Below are 18,295 nucleotides of genomic sequence, written 5' to 3'. Positions count from 1 at the left end.
CCGCATGACCGTAGCCAATCGCCGCATCGCCGTATACCCGGGCACCTTCGATCCGATCACCAACGGTCACATCGACCTGGTGAACCGGGCCGCGCCGTTGTTCGAGAAGCTGGTGGTGGGCGTGGCGCAGAGCCCTTCGAAGGGGCCTTCGCTGCCGCTGGAGCTGCGGGTGTCGCTGGCGCGGGACGCGCTGGCCCACCACCGCAACGTGGAAGTGCGCGGATTCGACACCCTGCTGGCGCATTTCGTGCGCTCCGAGCAGGGTGGGGTGCTGCTGCGCGGGCTGCGCGCGGTGTCCGATTTTGAATACGAGTTCCAGATGGCGAGCATGAACCGCCACCTGATCCCGGAGGTCGAGACGCTGTTCCTGACCCCGGCCGAGCAGCACAGCTTCATTTCGTCCTCGCTGGTCCGCGAGATCGCCCGCCTTGGTGGTGACGTGTCCGGCTTCGTGCCGGCCTCGGTACTCGAGGCGCTGCGCAAGGTCCGCGAAGCGAAGTCGGGCCCGTCGTAACCCCAAGACCTACACATACCAAGAATCACCAAGAGGGAGACTCCATGAACAACACCATGCGTGCCATGTTGATCGCGTCGTTCGCGCTGGCTTTCACCGCCTGCAAGAAGGAAGAAGCCGCGCCGGTCGCCGAAGCCCAGCAGGCGCTGGTCGCCCCGTCCAAGGACGATGATGCGGGCTGGAAGAAGTACCTGCAGGCCGTGGCCGTGCAGAACATGGGCAACATCACCAACAGCCCGTTCCTGTACTACCTGGCGCCGGAATCGGATCCGGAGTTCCAGGCCAAGTATGACCGCCAGGTCGAAAGCGCCACCGCTGCGGTCGCCCGTGGCGTGCAGCCGGGCAACATGCTGGCCTTCGGTTCGTCTGCCTCGGGCAAGATGGCCGACATGATCCAGTCCGTGTTCAAGGACGTGTCCGCCGACTCGATGAAGGGTGTGCGCGTGGTGTTCATCGGCCAGGCCGCTGACAACGCCCGCGTGCAGTCGATCGTGCAGCCGACCGGCGCCGAGTACATCTTCGTAGAAGCCAAGTAAGCCGTGCCATGGCGGCCGCGCCCTGTGCGCGGCCCGGGCGGCGTCCCTGCGAGGGGGCGCCGCTTTCCCTTTGCCGGCACTGGCGTGGAGTAACGCCATGTCGCTGAAAATCAATGAGCTCTGCGTCAACTGCGACGTATGCGAGCCGGCCTGTCCCAACCAGGCCATTTCGATGGGTGAAACCATCTACGTGATCGACCCTGCACGCTGCACCGAATGCGTGGGGCATTTCGACGAACCGCAATGCGTGGTCGTGTGCCCGGTGGAATGCATCGATCCCGATCCGGACATTCCGGAAACCCAGGAGGCGTTGCTGGCCAAGTTGCATGGGCTGCAGCGCGATCATCCCGAACTGTATGCGGAGTCTTCCCCCGAATGAAAAAGCCGTCGCGTCGCTGGTTGTTGCTGGTCCTGCTGTGGACCCCTGCGCTCTGGGCCGCTGAGCCTGCAAAGGCGCCGCTGGCCACCCACCCGGATGGCGCGGCGATCGCCAGTGGCCATCACCTCGCCACGGAGGCGGGGATGGAGATCCTGGCCAAGGGCGGCAATGCGTTCGATGCGGCGGTGGCGGTGTCGTCGACGCTGGCGGTGGTGGAACCGATCAGTTCGGGGCTGGGCGGTGGCGGGTTCTTCCTGCTGCACGATGCGCGGACCGGCAAGGACGTGATGCTGGACGCGCGCGAGACGGCGCCTGCTGCGGCCACGCCGGAAGCATTCCTGGACAAGCAGGGCGAGCTGGACCGCGACCGTTCGGTGAACGGGCCGTGGTCGGCCGGCATTCCGGGCCTGCCAGCGGCGCTGGTGGAGCTGTCTGCGAAGCACGGCACGCTGCCGCTGAAGGATTCGCTGGCACCGGCGATCCGGATCGCGCGCGAGGGCTTCCCGGTATATGCGCGCATGGCCAAGGGCTATGCGTCGCGCCGTGAGGTGATGGAGCGTTTCCCGGGTACGCGGGAGGTGTACCTGCGCAACGGCAAGCCGATTGCCGAGGGCGATGTATTCAAGCAGCCGGAACTGGCGCAGACGCTGGAGCGGCTGGCGGCCGGCGGATTCGATGGTTTCTACAAGGGCCAGACCGGCAAGCTGCTGCTGGCGGGTGTGAAGCAGGCCGGTGGCAAGTGGACGGCGGACGAGCTGGCGGGCTACCGGGTCAAGCAGCGCGAGCCGATCGTGTTCAATTACCGGGACTGGAAGGTGACCACGGCGTCGCCGCCGTCGTCGGGCGGGATCGCGCTGGCGTCGATGCTGCAGATCCTGGAAGGCTGGGACCTGAAGTCGATGGATCCGGCGCACCGGACGCACCTGGTGGTGGAGTCGATGCGCCGTGCGTTCCGTGACCGTACGTTCTTCCTGGGCGACCCGGACTTCGTGCAGATTCCGCAGAAGGTGCTGACCAGCCGAGATTACGCGCAGGGTCTGCGTGCGACGATCCATCCGGAGAAGGCGACGCCGAGCGATCTGCTGTCGGGGAATCCGACGCCGCTGGAAGATGACGAGACGACGCATTTCTCGATCATCGATGGCGAGGGCAACCGGGTGGGGGCGACGCAGACGGTGAACCTGTTGTACGGGTCGGGCCTGATTCCGTCGGGCACGGGGGTGCTGCTGAACAATGAGATGGACGATTTCGCGCTGAAGCCGGGCACGCCGAATGCGTTCGGGGTGATGGGCTACGCGGCGAATGCGCCGAAGCCGGGCAAGCGGATGCTGAGTTCGATGACGCCGACGTTCATGGAGTCGGCTGACAAGGTAGTGGTGCTGGGCACGCCGGGCGGCAGTCGGATCATCACGATGGTGCTGTTGGGGGTGCTGGGCTATGACGACGGGCTGGACGCGCAGCAGGTGGCGGCGCTGCCGCGCTTCCACCACCAGTGGCTGCCGGACGTGATCGAGGCGGAAAGCAACGCGTTCGACGAGGCGACGATCAAGCAGCTGCAGGCGATGGGCCACAAGATCGACCTGCCGGGCAACAGCGCGGCAGGCGGCCGCGGCTCCAGCCACGTCTGGGGCAACCTGCAGACGGTCGAATGGAACCGCCGCAGCAATGTCCTCAGCGTCGGCAGCGACCCGCGCAATCCGGTAGGCAGCGGTGCAATCTCCAAGACGAACTGACCACCACGCGTAGTGCCGGCCGCCGGCCGGCTCCTTGGATTGCATGCGATCCGGTAGAGCTGGGCTCTGCCCAGCTCGTTGTTGGATTCAGGCGAACAGCCGTCGTTTGCGCGGTTTCCCTGGCTTGGGCCGCCCGGTGCCGGTTTGCGGGGTCGCCGTAAACCCATCCATGGGGGCTACGCGGACGCCATCCATGGCGCCGAGTCCCCCGCAAACCGACCCCGGTCGACCCTTTGACAGTCTGTCGGCGGCCACGGCAAACGCGTACCGCCGGGCTCTGCCCGGCTGCTTTTTCCCACCGCACACGACCATGTATGGGGGCGGCCGCCGGGTAGCCCCCGGAGGGACGCTAGAAAACATGGATGTTTTCTAGCAGCCTACATGGACGTACTTGCGGCGTGTCCCGGAGCGGGGCTGCCCGGCGGCCGCCCCTGCACGTACCACGGAGAAGCTGCTCTGGCCCTGGCTCTAGCGACGCCCGCGCATAGCGATTTATTAACGCCGACCGCCGGATAATTTACCGATGAAACTATGGTCGATCCGCGGTAACTCACAGAAGCTCGATGGCGGCGCGATGTTCGGCAATGCGCCGCGCGCGGTGTGGGAAAAATGGGCGGCGCCCGACGATCTCAACCGGATCGAACTGGCCTGCCGCGCGTTGCTCGCCAGTCCGCTGGCCGGCAAGACGGTGCTGTTCGAGACCGGCATTGGTGCGTTCTTCGAGCCTAAGCTGCGTGATCGCTATGGCGTGCAGGAACCCAGCCATGTGCTGATCGAGTCGCTGCGCGAAGCCGGCTTCGAGCATGAAGATATCGACGTCGTGGTGCTGAGCCATCTGCACTTCGATCACGCCGGTGGCCTGCTGGCGCCGTGGAGCGAAGGACGGGGGCCCGAGCTGCTGTTCCCGAATGCCACGTTCCTGGTCGGTGCCGAACATTGGGAGCGCGCGCTGCACCCGCATCCGCGTGACCGCGCCAGTTTCATTCCCGAGTTGCCGCAGCTGCTGCAGGACAGCGGTCGGCTGGAGATCGTGCAGGGGCCGTATTCGCGCACCCTCGGCGAGAGCGTGCGTTTCAGTTTCAGTGACGGGCATACGCCGGGGCTGATGCTGGCCGAGATCGTCGGGCCCGAACAGGTCGAAGGCCAGCCGCGCGGGGGCGTGGTGTTCTGCGCCGACCTGATTCCCGGGCGCTCATGGGTGCATGTTCCGATCACCATGGGCTACGACCGCAACGCGGAGCTGCTGATCGACGAAAAGCGCAGCTTCCTGGAAGACAAGCTGGCTCGCAACGTGCATCTGTTCTTTACCCACGACCCGCAGGTCGCGCTGGCCCAGGTGACCCGCGATGAGAAGGGCCGTTTCGGAACGGCCCACGAACAGGGTGAGTTGAAGGCGCGCGCGTTGGCCTGAGATTGCGTGTCCCACGCAATGCCGGATCGACGCCGGCCTCAGCCGACCACGCGGGTCCCGAAGATGCGGTCGCCGGCATCGCCAAGCCCCGGCAGGATGTAGCCGCGCTCATTGAGCCGCTCGTCGATCGCCGCCGTGAAGATCTCCACGTCCGGGTGCGCCGCCTGCACCGCAGCAATGCCTTCCGGGGCTGCCACCAGGAAAATGCCCTTGATCCGCCGCGCGCCGGCACGCTTGAGCATGTCGATGGTCGCGATCAGGGTGCCGCCGGTGGCCAGCATCGGGTCAAGGATCAGCGCGTCGCGCTCTTCCAGGCGGCCGGTCAGCCGCTCGAAGTACGGCACCGGCTGCAGGGTTTCCTCGTCGCGCTGCAGGCCGACCACGCTGACCCGCGCCGCCGGGATCAGCGACAGCACGCCGCTCAGCATGCCCAGCCCCGCACGCAGGATCGGCACCACGGTGATCTTGGCGCCTGCGATGCGCTGCACCGTGACCGGGCCGGCCCAGCCCGGAAGGGTGTGGGCTTCGGTGTCCAGGTCGGCGGTGGCCTCGTAGGCGAGCAGGCCGCCCAGCTCGTTGGCCAGTTCGCGGAAGTCCTTGGTGCTCAGGGACGCGTCGCGCATCAGGCCGATCTTGTGCTGCACCAGCGGGTGGCGAACTTCGACGATTTTCATGGGAATGCCAGCAAAACGGGGAGGACGCCATTTTGCCGCAGCCGCCCCGTACCCGGCCAGAGGCGACTGCCGCGACGCGAAATCACCACCGGTGTCACGTTCATGAAACCTCGCGGACATACCGTGCTGACCCAATCTTTACACCGTTGGGGATCTCGTGCAGAACAAATCGCCGCTGGGCCTGGCCATCCGCCTGTCGTTGCTCGTCCTGTCCACCGCGCCCGCCGTGGCCGCCGCGAGCGGGGAGCTCGCCGGCGCTGCGGCGGCCACCGAACTGGACCGCGTGGAAGTCCGTCCGCAGCTGGAATCGCAGACCCGCGCCGTCGACCTCAAGCGCAGCAGCGACGCGATCCAGGACGCGGTGTCGTCCGATTCCATGGGCGTCTATCCCGACAAGAACGTGGCCGAGTCGCTGCAGCGCCTGCCGGGCGTGAGCGTCACCCGCGACCAGGGCGAAGGCCGCTTCGTGGTGGTGCGCGGCCTGGACGCCAACCTCAACAGCGTCAGCATCGACGGCGTCTCGGTCGGTACCCCGGAAGACTCCAGCCGCGCCGCGCCGCTGGATGTGATCCCCTCCGACTCCACCGAGCGCCTGCGCGTGGTCAAGTCGCCCACTCCGGACATGCCCGGCGATGCCATCGGCGGCGCGATCCTGGTCGAGTCGGCGTCGGCCTTCGACCGCGACGGTCGCAGCCTGCGCGGCAAGATCGAAGCCAGCCACCAGGACCTGTCCGGCCACACCAGCCCGAAGGCCGCGTTCAACTACAGCGAAGTGTTCGCCGATACCTTCGGCGTGGCGCTGGGCGTGAACTACCAGAACCGCAAGTTTGAGTCCGACAACACCGAAGTCGAGTACGGTGAGTTCGACGGCGGCAGCGAGGACGATCTGTTCGCCACCAGCCTGCAGCACCGCAAGTACGAGATCGAGCGCAAGCGCATCGGCGCCAACCTCAACTTCGACTGGCGCCCCAGCGAAGACAGCCAGTACTACCTGCGCACGCTCTACAGCCAGTTCGACGATGCCGAAACCCGCCAGCGCGCCATCTTCAACTTCGGCGACGGCGAGGTCACCGCACTGGGCAACAACCAGTTCCGGGTCGATGACCTGCCGGCTGATGCCATCCAGAAGCGCATGCGCTACCGCACCAAGGAAGAGAACACCTTCGCGGCGAGCCTGGGCGGTGAGAACCGCCTGACCAACGCGGTGCTCGACTACAAGGTCGGCTATACCCGCACCGAAGAGCGCGTCAACGACGAAATGGAAGCGCGCTTCGAGTACAACGGCGACGACCTGGCCGCCACCGTGGACCAGAACAGCGGCATCCCGCGCTACACGCTCAGCGATGCAAGCTGGATGGACAACGGCAACTACGACTTCGACCGCTTCGTGCTCTCGCCCAAGCGCGTGGACGACAAGGAACACAGCGCACAGGTCAACATCCGCTTCGACGGCGACAACAGCAGCTACAAGTTCGGCCTGCTCGGCCGCTGGCGCGACCGCGACGTCGATACCGACGAGCGCGAACTGCGGGTCGGGCCGGACGTGGCCCTGTCCGACTGGACCACCTCCAGCCCCGACCACCGCGGCGGCAGCCTCGGCCAGGGCATGAGCTCGGACGCGATGCGCCGCTACTGGGCGCAGTTCGGCAGCCAGTACAGCGCCCGTCCGCAGGACGTCGGTGCCAACGCGATGACCTCGCTGGAAGAGGACTACACCGCCAGCGAAGACATCTTCGCCACCTACGCCATGGGCACGTGGGACATCGGCAACCTGCGCGTGATCGGCGGCGTGCGCGTGGAGAACACCCAGTTCCAGGCGACCGGCAACCAGGTGGACGTGGCCGCCAATGGCCGCAGCTACACCGTTACCCCGCTCACTGCCGACCGCAGCTACACCAACGTGCTGCCCGGCCTGCACCTGCGCTATGACGCCGGCAGCGACTGGGTGCTGCGCGCGGCCGCCAACAAGACCGTCTCGCGTCCGTCCTTCGGCGACATCGCACCGCGCATCGGCTACAACCGCGGCGATGAGGAAGTGCGGATCGGCAATCCCGAGCTGGACCCGTACGAATCGAAGAACCTGGACCTGTCGCTGGAGCACTACATCGGCAGCACCGGCATCGTCTCGCTGGGCCTGTTCCACAAGAGCATCGACGGCTACATCGTCAACACCGTCAGCGACAGCGACCCGGAGTACCCGGGCTTCGAAGTCACCCGCGTGATCAACGGCGACACCGCCAAGGTCTACGGCGCCGAATTCAACTGGCAGCAGCAGCTGAGCTTCCTGCCGGCGGGCTGGGACGGCCTGCTGGTCGGCGCCAGCGGCACCTGGCTCGACACCGACTTCGACCCGGGCCTGGACGGGCGTGCCGACGAGGATTTCACCCTGCCGCGCGCCTCGAAGCACGTGTACAGCGCGCACCTGGGGTATGAAAAGGAAGGGTTCAGCACCCGCCTGGCCGCGGTGTACCGCAGCGAGTACCTGGATACGCTCGGGGACAGCGGCGCCTACGATATCTTCGTGGCACCCAACACCCAGCTCGACTTCAGCCTGGACTACAAGATCACCGACAACGTGAGCGTCTATTTCGAAGCGCAGAACCTGCTCGACAAGCCGCTGGAGCTTTACCAGGGCGTGCGTTCGCGCACCCTGCAGAACGAAGAGTATGGCCGCACCTACGCACTGGGCCTGAAGGTGGCGCTGTGATGCGCGCGGCTCCCGTCGCCAGCCTGCTGGCCGTGGCGCTGCTGGCCGGCTGCAAGCCCGCGGCGGCACCGGCCCCGGCCGCACCGGCGGTGGACGCCGCGACGGCGACCACCACCAACCGTGCCGTGGCCACCGTGGCCGAGGCCTTCCTGACCCCGATGACCCCGGCCGACAACATCGACTCGCCGGCCAGCTGGACCACGCCGGACGGGCAGGTGTGGCTGATCGCCACCGCCAAGGCCACCGACAAGCTGGTGGTCTACGACGGCCAGACCGGCGCGCACGTGCGCGACGTGGGCAGCACCGGCACCGCGCCGGGCCAGTTCGTCCGGCCCAACGGCATTGCCGTGGTCGATGACCTGGTGCTGATCGTGGAGCGCGACAACCATCGCGTGCAGGTCCTGCAGCTGCCGGACTTCACCCCGCTGGGCGTGTTCGCCGCCGATGACCTGCGCAAGCCGTACGGCCTGTGGGTCAACAAACTGGCCAATGGCTATGACGTGTACGTCACCGACTCCTACGACGCCGGCGAAGACGCGCAGGGCAACGACGTGCTGCCGCCGCTGGCCGAACTGGACAAGCGCGTGCGTCGTTACGCGTTGCAGGTGCAGGACGGCAAGGCGCAGGCGAAGCTGGTGTCCAGCATCGGCGACACCAGCGAAGCCGGCGCGCTGCGCGTGGTCGAATCGATCTGGGGCGACCCGGCCAACGACCGCCTGCTGATCGCCGAGGAAGATGAAAGCTACGCCAGCGAGTTCAAGGTCTACACGCTGGAAGGCAAATTCACCGGCACCACCTTCGGCCGCGACGCCTTCAAGGCACAGGCCGAAGGCGTGATGCTGCGCCCCTGCGGCAAGGACGGCTGGTGGATCACCACCGAGCAGGGCAAGCAGCGCAGCGTGTTCCATCTGTTCGACCGCCACACGTTGAAGCATGTGGGCGCGTTCCAGGGCAACACGGTGGCCAACACCGATGGCATCTGGATGAGCATGGCGGCGTCGCCACGCTTCCCACACGGCGCGCTGTATGCGGTGCACGACGACCAGGGTGTGGTCGCCTTCGACTGGGCCAGCGTGGCCAAGCAACTGTCCTTGCCGCTGGAGTGTGAAAACTGATGTCCGTGCGTGATTGTGTGAAGGCGCTGGGCTTGGCGTTGCTGCTGTGTTCGGGGGCTGCATCGGCCAAAACCGCGACCCAGGTGGAACCCAACACGCAGGTGCCGGTGGGTAACCGTCATTACGCCGCTACGGGTTTCCCGGACCGCATCGTCGCCTCGCCGGCGCAGGACGCCGCGCGCGGCTTCGGCGTGGCCTGGCGCACCGATGGCACGGTGAAGTCACCGGTGCTGGAGTGGGTCGTGGCCGGCGACTCGCCGGACGTGGGCAAGGTGACCCGGGTGACCGCGACGACCACCGCGCTCACCACCGAGCTGGGCGCCTCCAACCACCACCGTGCAGACGTGACCGGCCTCGCGCCGGACACGCTGTATCTGTGGCGGGTGCAGGGCAACGGCACCTGGAGTGCCTGGAACCAGCTGCGCACGGCCGGGACGGCAGACAAGCCGCTGACGCTGCTGTACTTCGGCGACACCCAGAACAAGAACCTGAGCCACGTCTCGCGCGTGCTGCGCGCCGGTATCAAGGCGGCCCCTACCGCGACGCTTTCGCTGTTCGCCGGCGACCTGGTCAGCGGCGGCGACGGACAGGACGACAGCGAGTGGGGCGAGTGGTTCGCCGCCGCCGGCTGGCTGCCGCAGGAAAGCATGGTGGCGCCGGCGATCGGAAACCATGAGTACTTCGAAGAATTTGAAGACACCCCGCAGGAACGCCGCGTACTGGGCAAGCACTGGCCGGTGACGTTCGCACTGCCGCGCAATGGCGTGGACGCCGCCTCCACCAGCACCTACTGGTTCGACTATCAGGGCGTGCGCATCGTGGTGCTCGATGGGACGTCCGCGCTCGACCTGGGCACGGCCAAGGCGCAGGCGCAGTGGCTGGACAAGGTGCTCACGGACAACACCCAGCGCTGGACCATCGTGCTGCTGCACCAGCCGTTCTACTCGCCGCGCGAAGGCCGTGAGAATGCCGAGCTGCGCGACGTACTGCTGCCGGTGGTGCGTCGCCACGACGTCGACCTGGTCCTGCAGGGCCACGACCATACCTATGGCCGTCGCGGCGAAGGCAGCGATGCCACCCCGCAGTACGTGGTCACCGTGGCCGGTCCCAAGCAGTACCGCCTGTCGGACGAGGCGCGCGCGACCATGGCCCCGGTCGGCGAGGATACCCAGCTGTTCCAGGTACTCACGGTCGATCCACAGCAGCTGCGCTATGAAGCCCGCACGGTGACCGGCCGCCTGTACGACGGCTTTGAACTGACCCGCGCGGCCGACGGCAGCAAGCGCAAGACCGAGCTGACCGAAGGCCGCATTGCCCCGCGCGACTGCGCGCGTACCGAGACCCTCAAGGGTCGCGCCGACCGATGCTGGGAATGATGCTGATGAATCGCCACCTTCCGCTTCTCGCCCTCACCGCCGCGCTGCTCCTGCTCACCGGCGCCAGCGTTGCCAGCAACGCGGTCCTGCACCCGTTCCTGGCTGCGCAACCGAAGGAAGCGCCGGAAGAAGCCAACCTGGCGGTGGAGATCCCCGCCGGCAGCTTCACCAAGTACGAGATCAAGGAGGACGGCCTGGTCCACGTCGACCGCTTCCAGTCGATGCCCGTCGCGTACCCGGCCAACTACGGTTCGATGCCGCGCACCCTGGCCGGCGACAACGACCCGCTCGACGCCCTGGTCCTCACTCGTGAGCCGCTGCACCCCGGCGTGATCGTGCGCTTCCGACCGATCGGGTATCTCAAAATGGTCGACAAGGGCGAGCACGACGAGAAGGTGATCGGCGTGCCGACCGACAAGATCGACCCCACCTACGCCAGCATCCGCGACCTGCAGGACCTGCCGCTGATCGAACGCCAGCGCATCGAGGCCTTCTTCCGGGTCTACAAGGACCTGCCCGAGGGTCGGAACCCGGTGCAGCTCAATGGCTGGGGCAACGCGGCAGAGGCAAAGGCGCTGATCCGCGAATCCATGCAGCGCTTCGATGCGCAGCAACGGCGCGGCAAGGGCGACTGACCCACGGACGCACGCCGGGCGGCACCCTGACTAACGGCCCTTCTGCGGGTCCCGTAGTGCAGTAGCCTTGAGGTAGACGCCAAGGAGAGCCTGCATGTCCCGTACCGTGCTGAAACCCGTCGTGTTCGCTGCCGCGCTGCTGCTGGCTGGCCCCGCTGTCGCAGAGGATTTTGCCATCGTAGGCGCGCAGGTGTTTCCTTCACCGGACGCCGCCCCGATTACCAATGGGACGGTGGTGGTCCGTGACGGACGCATTACTGCGGTCGGCCCTCGCAGCAAGGTGAAGGTGCCGGAAGGGACCCGCATCATCGACGGCAAGGGCCGCAGCGTGACCGCCGGGTTCTGGAACAGCCATGTGCACCTGATGTCCCCGCCGTTCCACCAGCCCGACGCGCAGGCGCCGCAGGCGCTGCAGGACGCACTGCGCGACCGCTTCGGAAAGTGGGGTTTCACCACGCTGTTCGACATCGGTTCCCTGCCGGGCGATGTCGGCGCGCTGCGCACGCGCATGGCAAAAGGCTAGGTCCAGGGACCGCGCCTGCTGACCGTGGACATGCCGTTCTACCCCGAGCACGGAACGCCGATCTACGTGCGCGAGCTGTGGGCACAGACCCGCACGATCAGCGCGGAAGTCGCCACGCCCGCAGAGGCGCGCCAACGCGCCGAAGCCCAACTGGATGCTGGCGCCGACGGCGTGAAGGTCTTCACCGGTGCAATCGTGGGCGGCCCGCAAGGGGTACTGCCGATGCGGGTGGACGTCGCCAGCGCGGCCGTGGCCGCCGCGCACGCGCATGGCAAGCCGGCGTTCGCGCATCCGACCAACATGGCCGGGCTCGAGGTTGCCGAGGCCAGCGGCGTGGACGTGCTGGCGCATACCGCGCCGGACGCAGGCACGTGGTCCCCGGAACTGGTGGCGCGGCTGAGAGCGAAGCACATGGCACTGGTCCCAACGCTGTCGCTGTTCGACGCCCACCTGCGCCAGGAAGGCGTGCCTGACGAGGTGGTGAAGCGTTTCGTCGGCAATGCCCAGCAGCAGGTGAAGGCGATGGCCGACGGCGGCGGGCAGGTGCTGTTCGGCACCGACGCCGGCTACACCGAGGTCTACGACACCCGGCTGGAATACCGGCTGATGACCGCCGCCGGCCTCGACTGGCGGCAGATCCTGACCAGCCTGACCACCGCGCCCGCATCGCGGTTCGGCGACGCCACCCAGCGTGGACGGCTGGCCGAAGGTTACGCCGCCGATCTGGTAATGCTGGGCAGCGATCCACAGCAGTCCACCGAAGCCTTCGCGGATGTGCAGATGACCGTACGCGACGGCAGGATCATCTACACTCCCCGGTAGAGCCACGCCCTGCGTGGCTGCCTGCAGGGCGCGAAATGCTGCGGGGCAGAGCCCCGCTCTACCGCAGGGTATCGGACGTCCCGGCGGTGCTGGTCGGCTCGTGGATCGGGCAGCGGTTGAACCTCGAGCGGAATTCCCGCGAGGCCGCCATCACCACGCGTCGCGCGCGGTTGAGGTTGCCCAATGGCTGGTGCGCCGCCAACGCGTGCCATGGCGCAAAGGCGAGGGCATCTTCAGTCGCTTCGGCATCGGTGCTCCAGGACGACTGCGCTTCCACCACGAGCCGACCCACGGGCAGGTACGGGCTGAGGTCTTCCGGCCAGACTACTGATGCATCTTCGATCGGCATCTTCTCCAGATCGCGGCACAGCTGCACGCGCAGTTCCCATTCGGCAACGGCGCCGGGTGCTGCAAAGAACGCGGAAATCGCATCGCGCTGCGTGTCTGGCTCCGATTCCAGTTTCGTCCCCGTGAGTGCCACCAGCGCCGGCGAAACCGGCACCCACGAGAACTTCGCGATGTAGTCGCCATAGCGGAACGGAACCTGGGTGAAGAACGTTTCCCCCAGCGGATGGTGCTGTGGCTCGCCGCCCAGCGCCTTCAACGACGCACTCTGTCCACCAACGGCTTCCAGCGCTGCCTCGGTACCGCGCAGCGTTGCCGAGATCACCTGTTTGGTCCGGGGCATGCGCTCGGTGGTGGCGGCCAGCAGCTTGGCCGAGCGAAGGAAGCCGCCGATGCCCGGCGTGTTGAATGCCGGTCCATTGACCATCAGGAAATCCTGGCTGCGCAGCTCGTCGCCGCCTTCAACGCGGGCGCCGGGCACGTCCAGGATCTTGACCGCCATTGCACGCGGGGTGGATACGGTATCCGGCAGCTGTTCGGCCGGCGGCGACGACAATCGCACCAGCGCGTCGAATTCGCCGGGCGCGGCGAACAAGCCCTGCGCAAGTTCGGGCGACAGCCCATCCAGTACCCGGAAGCGTCCACGCAGCAGCGCGTGCCCTTTGGCATGCACGGCGCGATGCGCGTGCCCTTCCTGCGCCGCCACGGTGTGGGCCATATCCGTGAAGACTTTCACCATCTCGGCAATGGTGGCGTCCTCATCCGCATCGCGGTGCTCGACGGCCGGGGAATAGGGAACAGCAGGCAGGGTAGGGGTCATCGCATGGGCATCCGGATCAGGCAGGAAGGGCTCCGCCACGCGGCCTTGGCAACGAGCGGCTGGGGCATGCGCCCACCATGTGCGTTTCCGGGTGCAGGCGTGGTGCATGCCGCATGCGGGCCATGCGAAGGACGCGTGCAGGGCCTTCACTTCAGCTCGTTATCATGACCGCTCTTTTCAAGCGTAGGCGGTGTCCGTGTCGGTAGCTCTGGTCTGGTTTCGTCGCGATCTGCGCCTTCAGGACAATCCGGCGCTGCAGGCCGCGCTTGAGGCCGGACACACGCCCGTACCGGTGTACATCCATGCACCGCAGGAAGAGGGCGACTGGGCACCCGGCGCAGCCTCCAACACCTGGTTGCACCGCTCGCTGGCGGCGCTGGATGCCGACCTGCGCGAACGCGGCTCGTCGCTGGTGCTGCGCCAGGGCGACAGCGAAGCCGAGCTGCAGGCGCTGATTGCCGAGACCGGCGCGGTGGCGGTGTACTGGAACCGCAAATACGAGCCGGCCACCCAGCCACGCGATGCGCGGATCAAGCGCGAGCTGCGCGAGCAGGGCATCGAAGCAGACAGCCATAACGGCAGCCTGATGTTCGAACCCTGGGACATCGCCACCCTGCAAGGCGGCCCCTACAAGGTGTTCACCCCGTTCTGGCGCAACGCGCTGACCCGCATGAACCTGCCCGCACCGCTGCCGGTGCCGGAGCGCCTGCCGTCGCACAAGGCCACGGGCGTCAGTCTCGACGCGTTGCAGCTGACCCCCACGCTCGACTGGGACCGGCAGTTCTGGGACCACTGGCAGCCCGGCGAAGCGGGCGCCGACGAGGCGCTGACGGTGTTCGTCGACGGCGCGCTGAACGGCTATCGCCAACAGCGCGACCTGCCTGATCGGGTAGGGACGTCGCTGCTGTCCCCGCACCTGCACTTCGGCGAAATCTCGCCGTGGCAGGTCGTGCGCCGGCTGGAGAAAGAGCGCAGCGCCAGCCGTGACGCCGACATCGACGGCTACATCCGCGAACTGGGCTGGCGCGAGTTCTCGTACCACCTGATGCACCACTTCCCGCAGACACCGGAACAGAACCTCAATCCGCGTTTCGCCACCTTCAAATGGGCTGCTCCCAACGCGACGCAGCTGCAGGCCTGGCAGCAGGGCCGCACCGGCGTGCCGATCGTCGACGCCGGCCTGCGCGAATTGTGGGCCACCGGCTACATGCACAACCGCGTGCGCATGATCGTCGCCAGTTTCCTGTGCAAGCACATGCGCCAGCACTGGCTGCACGGCGCGCGCTGGTTCTGGGACACGCTGGTGGATGCCGACCTCGCCAACAACACCATGGGCTGGCAGTGGGTGGCCGGAACCGGGGCAGATGCGGCACCGTACTTCCGCATTTTCAACCCGGTCACGCAGTCGCAGAAGTTCGATCCGCACGCGCGCTACATCACGCGCTGGGTGCCGGAACTGGCGCCGTTGCCGGTCAAGGCGCGCTTCGCGCCGTGGCAGTCGGCGGCCCTGCTGGCCGAGCTGGCGCCGTCCTATCCCGCCGTACCGCTGGTGGACCTGGGCGCCGGACGGGAGGCGGCCTTGGCCGCGTATCGCCACACGGGCTAGAGACAGCTACCTGAATGAAATGCCGAATACGTGCGTGTTCATCATGCAGGCATCGCATTTCCCTGTTTATCCTTTCGGCCATTCACACGCCGCACGGCCGTCACTCGAGGAGAACACCATGATCCGATCCGCACCCCGCAACGTGGCCCTGGCCCTGATGACCGCTGCCGCCCTGTCGGCTTGCGCCACCGGTGGCTCCTACGTGCAGAGCGACCAGTACGGCAACCCGACCGAGCAGCAGAGCCGCACCGGCCGCAACGCGCTGATCGGTACCGCCATCGGCGTGGCCGCCGGCCTGCTGACCGGCGACAGCGCCACCGAACGTCGCCAGCACGCCATGGTGGGCGCGGGCATCGGCGCACTGGCCGGTGCCGGCGTGGGCGCTTACCAGAACAAGCAGGAGCGTCAGCTGCGCGAGCGTACCGCCAACACCGGCATCGACGTGCAGCGCCAGGGCGACAACATCGTGCTGAACCTGCCGGACGGCGTGACCTTCGACTTCGGCAAGTCCGCCCTGAAGCCGCAGTTCTACCCGGCCCTCAATGGCGTGGCCGCCACGCTCAACGAGTACAACCAGACCATGATCGAAGTGGTTGGGCACACCGACAGCATCGGCAGTGACGCGGTCAACAACAAGCTGTCCAAGGAGCGTGCCGATTCGGTCGCCGCCTACCTGAGCGGGCAGGGCGTGCAGAGCGTGCGCATGGAAACCCTGGGTGCCGGCAAGGCCTACCCGATTGCTGACAACAGCACCGATGCCGGCCGCGCCAAGAACCGTCGCGTCGAAATTCGGGTGATCCCGCTGACGCAGTAACAACGCACAGCGTTGTTACTGCGATACGTCGGTAACACCGGCGTATAGCGAAAATGCCGCCCCAACGGGCGGCATTTTCTGTAGAGCCGGGCTCTGCCCGGCTGCCCCAACCATCACTCCGCAGTAACCGTCTCCAGGATCCGCTTCCCGGTTTCCTGCAACTCCGCTTCCGCTTCCTTCGCCTGCTGCTTGGCCAGCTTCGCCGCCGGGCACTGCGCCAGCATGTAGTTCGCGTCGAAGTTCAGCTTCTCCACCAGGAAATCCACGAACGCGCGCACCTTCGGCGATACCAGCCGCCCACCGGCAAACACTGCGTTGAAGTCCACTTCAGGCCCGGTCCAGCCGGCCAGCACACGGCGCACCATGCCCGATTCGATGAATGGCTTGGCCATCACGTCACCGGTCAGCAGCAGCCCTTCGCCGCAGACCAACGCACCGTTCAACGCCGACGGATCATTCGCCACCAGCAGCGGATTGACCGGGAAATCGCGCAGGTCGCCGCCATTTTCGCCAAGCTGCCAGAAGAACCGGTTGTTGTTGAGGTTGCGCGCCTTGCGCATCGCCAGGATGCGGTGGAACTGCAGTTCGTCCGGATGCAGCGGCTCGCCATACCGTTCGATGTAGGCCGGGCTGGCGAACACCTGCGTGCGCAGGCTGCCCAGCTTGCGCGCCACCAGGTTCGAGTCGGGCAACGCCCCCACGCGCAGCGCCAGGTCCGCTTCGCCTGCGATCAGGTCCAGCTTTTCGTTACCCAGGTGCATGTCCAGCTGGATTTCCGGGTACTGCGCGTGGAACTGCCCCAGCAGCGGCGCTATCCAGGTGATGCCGATGGAGTAGGGCACGGTGAAGCGCAGCCAGCCGCGCGGGCCGGACTGCAGCTGGTTGACCGCACCTTCGGCTTCTTCCAGCTCGCGCGCGATGCGCTGGCAGTGCTCGTGGTAGACCGAACCCGCCTCGGTCAGGCCCAGCCTGCGCGTGGTCCGGTGGAGCAGCCGCGCACCCAGGCGGGTTTCCAGTTCCTGCACCTTGCGGCTGACGGTGGTCTTGGGCAGGCCGAGCGCGTTGGCAGCTGCGATGAAACTGCCTTGCTCGACCACCTTGACGAAGATGAGCGTGTCGTTGAGATCGTGGGCCATGAGGAGGATCCGAATCGGGGTGGGTAGGGTGCCCGAAAGATTGTGCCGGGTACGGGACGATTATTCCCCTTAATTCGGACTAATCAAGGGGGAGTTCGAGGACTAATCTGGCGCCATTCCCGATTTGGAGGACGCCAACCATGTGGTTGCAGAACATTCTTGGCCGCGTCATTGGCGGCCGCACCCCCTCGCTCGACCTGGCCCTGACCGTTGAGAAGCGCCCCTCGTCCTTCTCCGGCAAGGCTTTCCGCGAGTTCACCCCGCCCGCCAACCTGCAGCGCGGCGGCAGCCTGCGCCTGGGCGCCCGCAACGGCGGCCGACTGGGCCGAATTGGGATTATCCCGGCGACGGGAGTTAAAGTCCCATGAGTGGGACGCTGGCCCCCGAGGTTCTGGTGCTGGGCGGCACCGGCAGCGTCGGGCAGGGCATCGTGGCCGCATTGCTGGAGGCCGGCAGCCCGGTCCTGGTGGTCGGCCGCGACCCGGGCCGGCTTGCCGCACTGCGCGAACAGTTCGCCGACGAACCGGGCCTGGAAACCCTGCTCGGGTCGCTGGGCGATGACGGCTCCGCACGCAGCGTGGCCGAGCGCGTTGCGCAGCGCCGCCGCCCGCTGGCCGCCGTGGTCGACGCCATGGGCGGCCCGTACAACCGTGGCCGGGTCACCGACCGCAGCGGCGATGCGTTGCTGCAGGCGCTGCAGGCCGACGTGATGCCGCATGTGCACGCCGGCCGCCATCTGCTGCCGCTGCTGCAGGGTGGCCCGCACGCGCGCCGCTACGTCGTGATCGGTGGGCCGGCCGGCTACAAGGCGTGGGCCGGGCACGGCGAAACCTCGATCACCATGTCGGCCACGCGCATGTATGCGCAGGTGCTGCACCAGGAAGCGCAGGCACTGGGCGTACGCGCGCAGATGCTGGAAGTGAACAACCCGGTGTGCACGCCGACCAACGCCGCCAATGCCTGCATCGAATGGCCGAGCGCGCTGCTGGTTGGGCGCCGGCTGGTGTCGCTGCTCGACACCTGCACCGACAACCGCCCCATCGTCCGCTGCGACACCCGCGACGCCGAACTTCCCCGCGGCCTGCTCAACCAGGAATGGCCGCCGGACCGCTCGCACAACATCGCCGGCACCGCTTGACCTCTACCAAG

General features: G+C 67.0%; 18 protein-coding genes. 15 read left to right on the top strand and 3 right to left on the bottom strand.

From position 1 onward, the window contains the following. Positions 1-4 precede the first annotated feature (4 nt). The 5 genes from coaD (at position 5) to C2U58_RS10055 (ending at position 4,573) form a co-directional block, all read left to right on the top strand. Complete coding sequence (gene coaD, locus C2U58_RS10075) at positions 5-514, top strand: pantetheine-phosphate adenylyltransferase (protein WP_070209086.1); 510 nt, start codon at positions 5-7, stop codon at positions 512-514. A 44-nt stretch (positions 515-558) separates the two neighbouring features. After that, positions 559-1,050, top strand: a complete 492-nt coding sequence (locus tag C2U58_RS10070) for a hypothetical protein (protein ID WP_102945732.1) — start codon at positions 559-561, stop codon at positions 1,048-1,050. A 97-nt stretch (positions 1,051-1,147) separates the two neighbouring features. After that, a complete protein-coding gene (locus C2U58_RS10065; protein WP_070209088.1) occupies positions 1,148-1,429 on the top strand; it encodes a YfhL family 4Fe-4S dicluster ferredoxin in 282 nt (93 codons plus the stop codon). Continuing rightward, the gene (gene ggt, locus C2U58_RS10060) at positions 1,426-3,162 is read left to right on the top strand and encodes a gamma-glutamyltransferase (protein ID WP_102945731.1); all 1,737 of its coding nucleotides are present in this window, start codon (positions 1,426-1,428) and stop codon (positions 3,160-3,162) included. The genes C2U58_RS10065 and ggt overlap by 4 nt, the downstream gene beginning before the upstream one ends. Positions 3,163-3,685: 523 nt before the next feature. Next, positions 3,686-4,573, top strand: coding sequence for an MBL fold metallo-hydrolase (locus C2U58_RS10055; protein WP_102945730.1), 888 nt, complete (start codon positions 3,686-3,688; stop codon positions 4,571-4,573). Positions 4,574-4,611: 38 nt separating this feature from the next. On the opposite strand, the gene upp is transcribed toward C2U58_RS10055, so the two are convergent. Further along, on the bottom strand, positions 4,612-5,247 hold the full coding sequence (gene upp, locus C2U58_RS10050) for a uracil phosphoribosyltransferase (RefSeq protein ID WP_102945729.1): 636 nt from the start codon (positions 5,245-5,247) through the stop codon (positions 4,612-4,614). A gap of 157 nt (positions 5,248-5,404) precedes the next feature. Between upp and C2U58_RS10045 the strand changes: the two genes are divergently transcribed. The 6 genes from C2U58_RS10045 to C2U58_RS10020 all read left to right on the top strand — a co-directional run bounded on the left by C2U58_RS10045 (position 5,405) and on the right by C2U58_RS10020 (position 12,425). After that, a complete protein-coding gene (locus C2U58_RS10045) occupies positions 5,405-7,954 on the top strand; it encodes a TonB-dependent receptor (RefSeq protein ID WP_102945728.1) in 2,550 nt (849 codons plus the stop codon). Continuing rightward, entirely contained in the window at positions 7,954-9,069 is a 1,116-nt protein-coding gene (locus C2U58_RS10040; RefSeq protein WP_102945903.1) for a phytase, read from the top strand. The genes C2U58_RS10045 and C2U58_RS10040 overlap by 1 nt, the downstream gene beginning before the upstream one ends. Beyond that, positions 9,066-10,445, top strand: a complete 1,380-nt coding sequence (locus C2U58_RS10035; protein WP_172448126.1) for a metallophosphoesterase family protein — start codon at positions 9,066-9,068, stop codon at positions 10,443-10,445. The genes C2U58_RS10040 and C2U58_RS10035 overlap by 4 nt, the downstream gene beginning before the upstream one ends. After that, a complete protein-coding gene (locus tag C2U58_RS10030; protein WP_102945726.1) occupies positions 10,442-11,080 on the top strand; it encodes an inorganic diphosphatase in 639 nt (212 codons plus the stop codon). Before C2U58_RS10035 ends, C2U58_RS10030 begins: the two co-directional genes overlap by 4 nt. Positions 11,081-11,174: 94 nt before the next feature. After that, positions 11,175-11,603, top strand: coding sequence for a hypothetical protein (locus C2U58_RS10025; RefSeq protein WP_102945725.1), 429 nt, complete (start codon positions 11,175-11,177; stop codon positions 11,601-11,603). A gap of 30 nt (positions 11,604-11,633) precedes the next feature. Beyond that, the gene (locus tag C2U58_RS10020) at positions 11,634-12,425 is read left to right on the top strand and encodes an amidohydrolase family protein (RefSeq protein ID WP_102945724.1); all 792 of its coding nucleotides are present in this window, start codon (positions 11,634-11,636) and stop codon (positions 12,423-12,425) included. 58 nt (positions 12,426-12,483) lie between these two features. On the opposite strand, the gene C2U58_RS10015 is transcribed toward C2U58_RS10020, so the two are convergent. Continuing rightward, positions 12,484-13,590, bottom strand: a complete 1,107-nt coding sequence (locus C2U58_RS10015; RefSeq protein WP_102945723.1) for a catalase family protein — start codon at positions 13,588-13,590, stop codon at positions 12,484-12,486. Positions 13,591-13,786: 196 nt separating this feature from the next. On the opposite strand from C2U58_RS10015, the gene C2U58_RS10010 reads away from it, so the two are divergent. Both C2U58_RS10010 and C2U58_RS10005 read left to right on the top strand, forming a co-directional pair. Further along, positions 13,787-15,196 (top strand): deoxyribodipyrimidine photo-lyase, encoded by a 1,410-nt coding sequence (locus C2U58_RS10010; RefSeq protein ID WP_102945722.1) that lies wholly within the window; start codon positions 13,787-13,789, stop codon positions 15,194-15,196. A gap of 118 nt (positions 15,197-15,314) precedes the next feature. Continuing rightward, complete coding sequence (locus tag C2U58_RS10005) at positions 15,315-16,010, top strand: OmpA family protein (RefSeq protein WP_102945721.1); 696 nt, start codon at positions 15,315-15,317, stop codon at positions 16,008-16,010. A 113-nt stretch (positions 16,011-16,123) separates the two neighbouring features. Here the strand turns inward: C2U58_RS10005 and C2U58_RS10000 are convergent, their stop codons facing one another. Further along, positions 16,124-17,146, bottom strand: a complete 1,023-nt coding sequence (locus C2U58_RS10000; protein ID WP_070206428.1) for a LysR family transcriptional regulator — start codon at positions 17,144-17,146, stop codon at positions 16,124-16,126. Between the two features lie 140 nt (positions 17,147-17,286). On the opposite strand from C2U58_RS10000, the gene C2U58_RS09995 reads away from it, so the two are divergent. Both C2U58_RS09995 and C2U58_RS09990 read left to right on the top strand, forming a co-directional pair. After that, positions 17,287-17,514 carry a hypothetical protein gene (locus C2U58_RS09995; protein WP_102945720.1) on the top strand — a complete coding sequence of 76 codons (228 nt, stop codon included), beginning with the start codon at positions 17,287-17,289 and terminating at the stop codon, positions 17,512-17,514. Continuing rightward, the gene (locus C2U58_RS09990; RefSeq protein WP_102945719.1) at positions 17,511-18,284 is read left to right on the top strand and encodes an SDR family NAD(P)-dependent oxidoreductase; all 774 of its coding nucleotides are present in this window, start codon (positions 17,511-17,513) and stop codon (positions 18,282-18,284) included. The genes C2U58_RS09995 and C2U58_RS09990 overlap by 4 nt, the downstream gene beginning before the upstream one ends. Positions 18,285-18,295 lie beyond the last annotated feature (11 nt).

Origin of the sequence: Stenotrophomonas sp. VV52, from assembly GCF_002893095.1 — a bacterium.
GTDB lineage: Bacteria > Pseudomonadota > Gammaproteobacteria > Xanthomonadales > Xanthomonadaceae > Stenotrophomonas > Stenotrophomonas aracearum.
The sequence above is the reverse complement of the archived record's forward strand: the minus strand, read 5'-3'. Positions and strand labels throughout refer to the sequence as shown.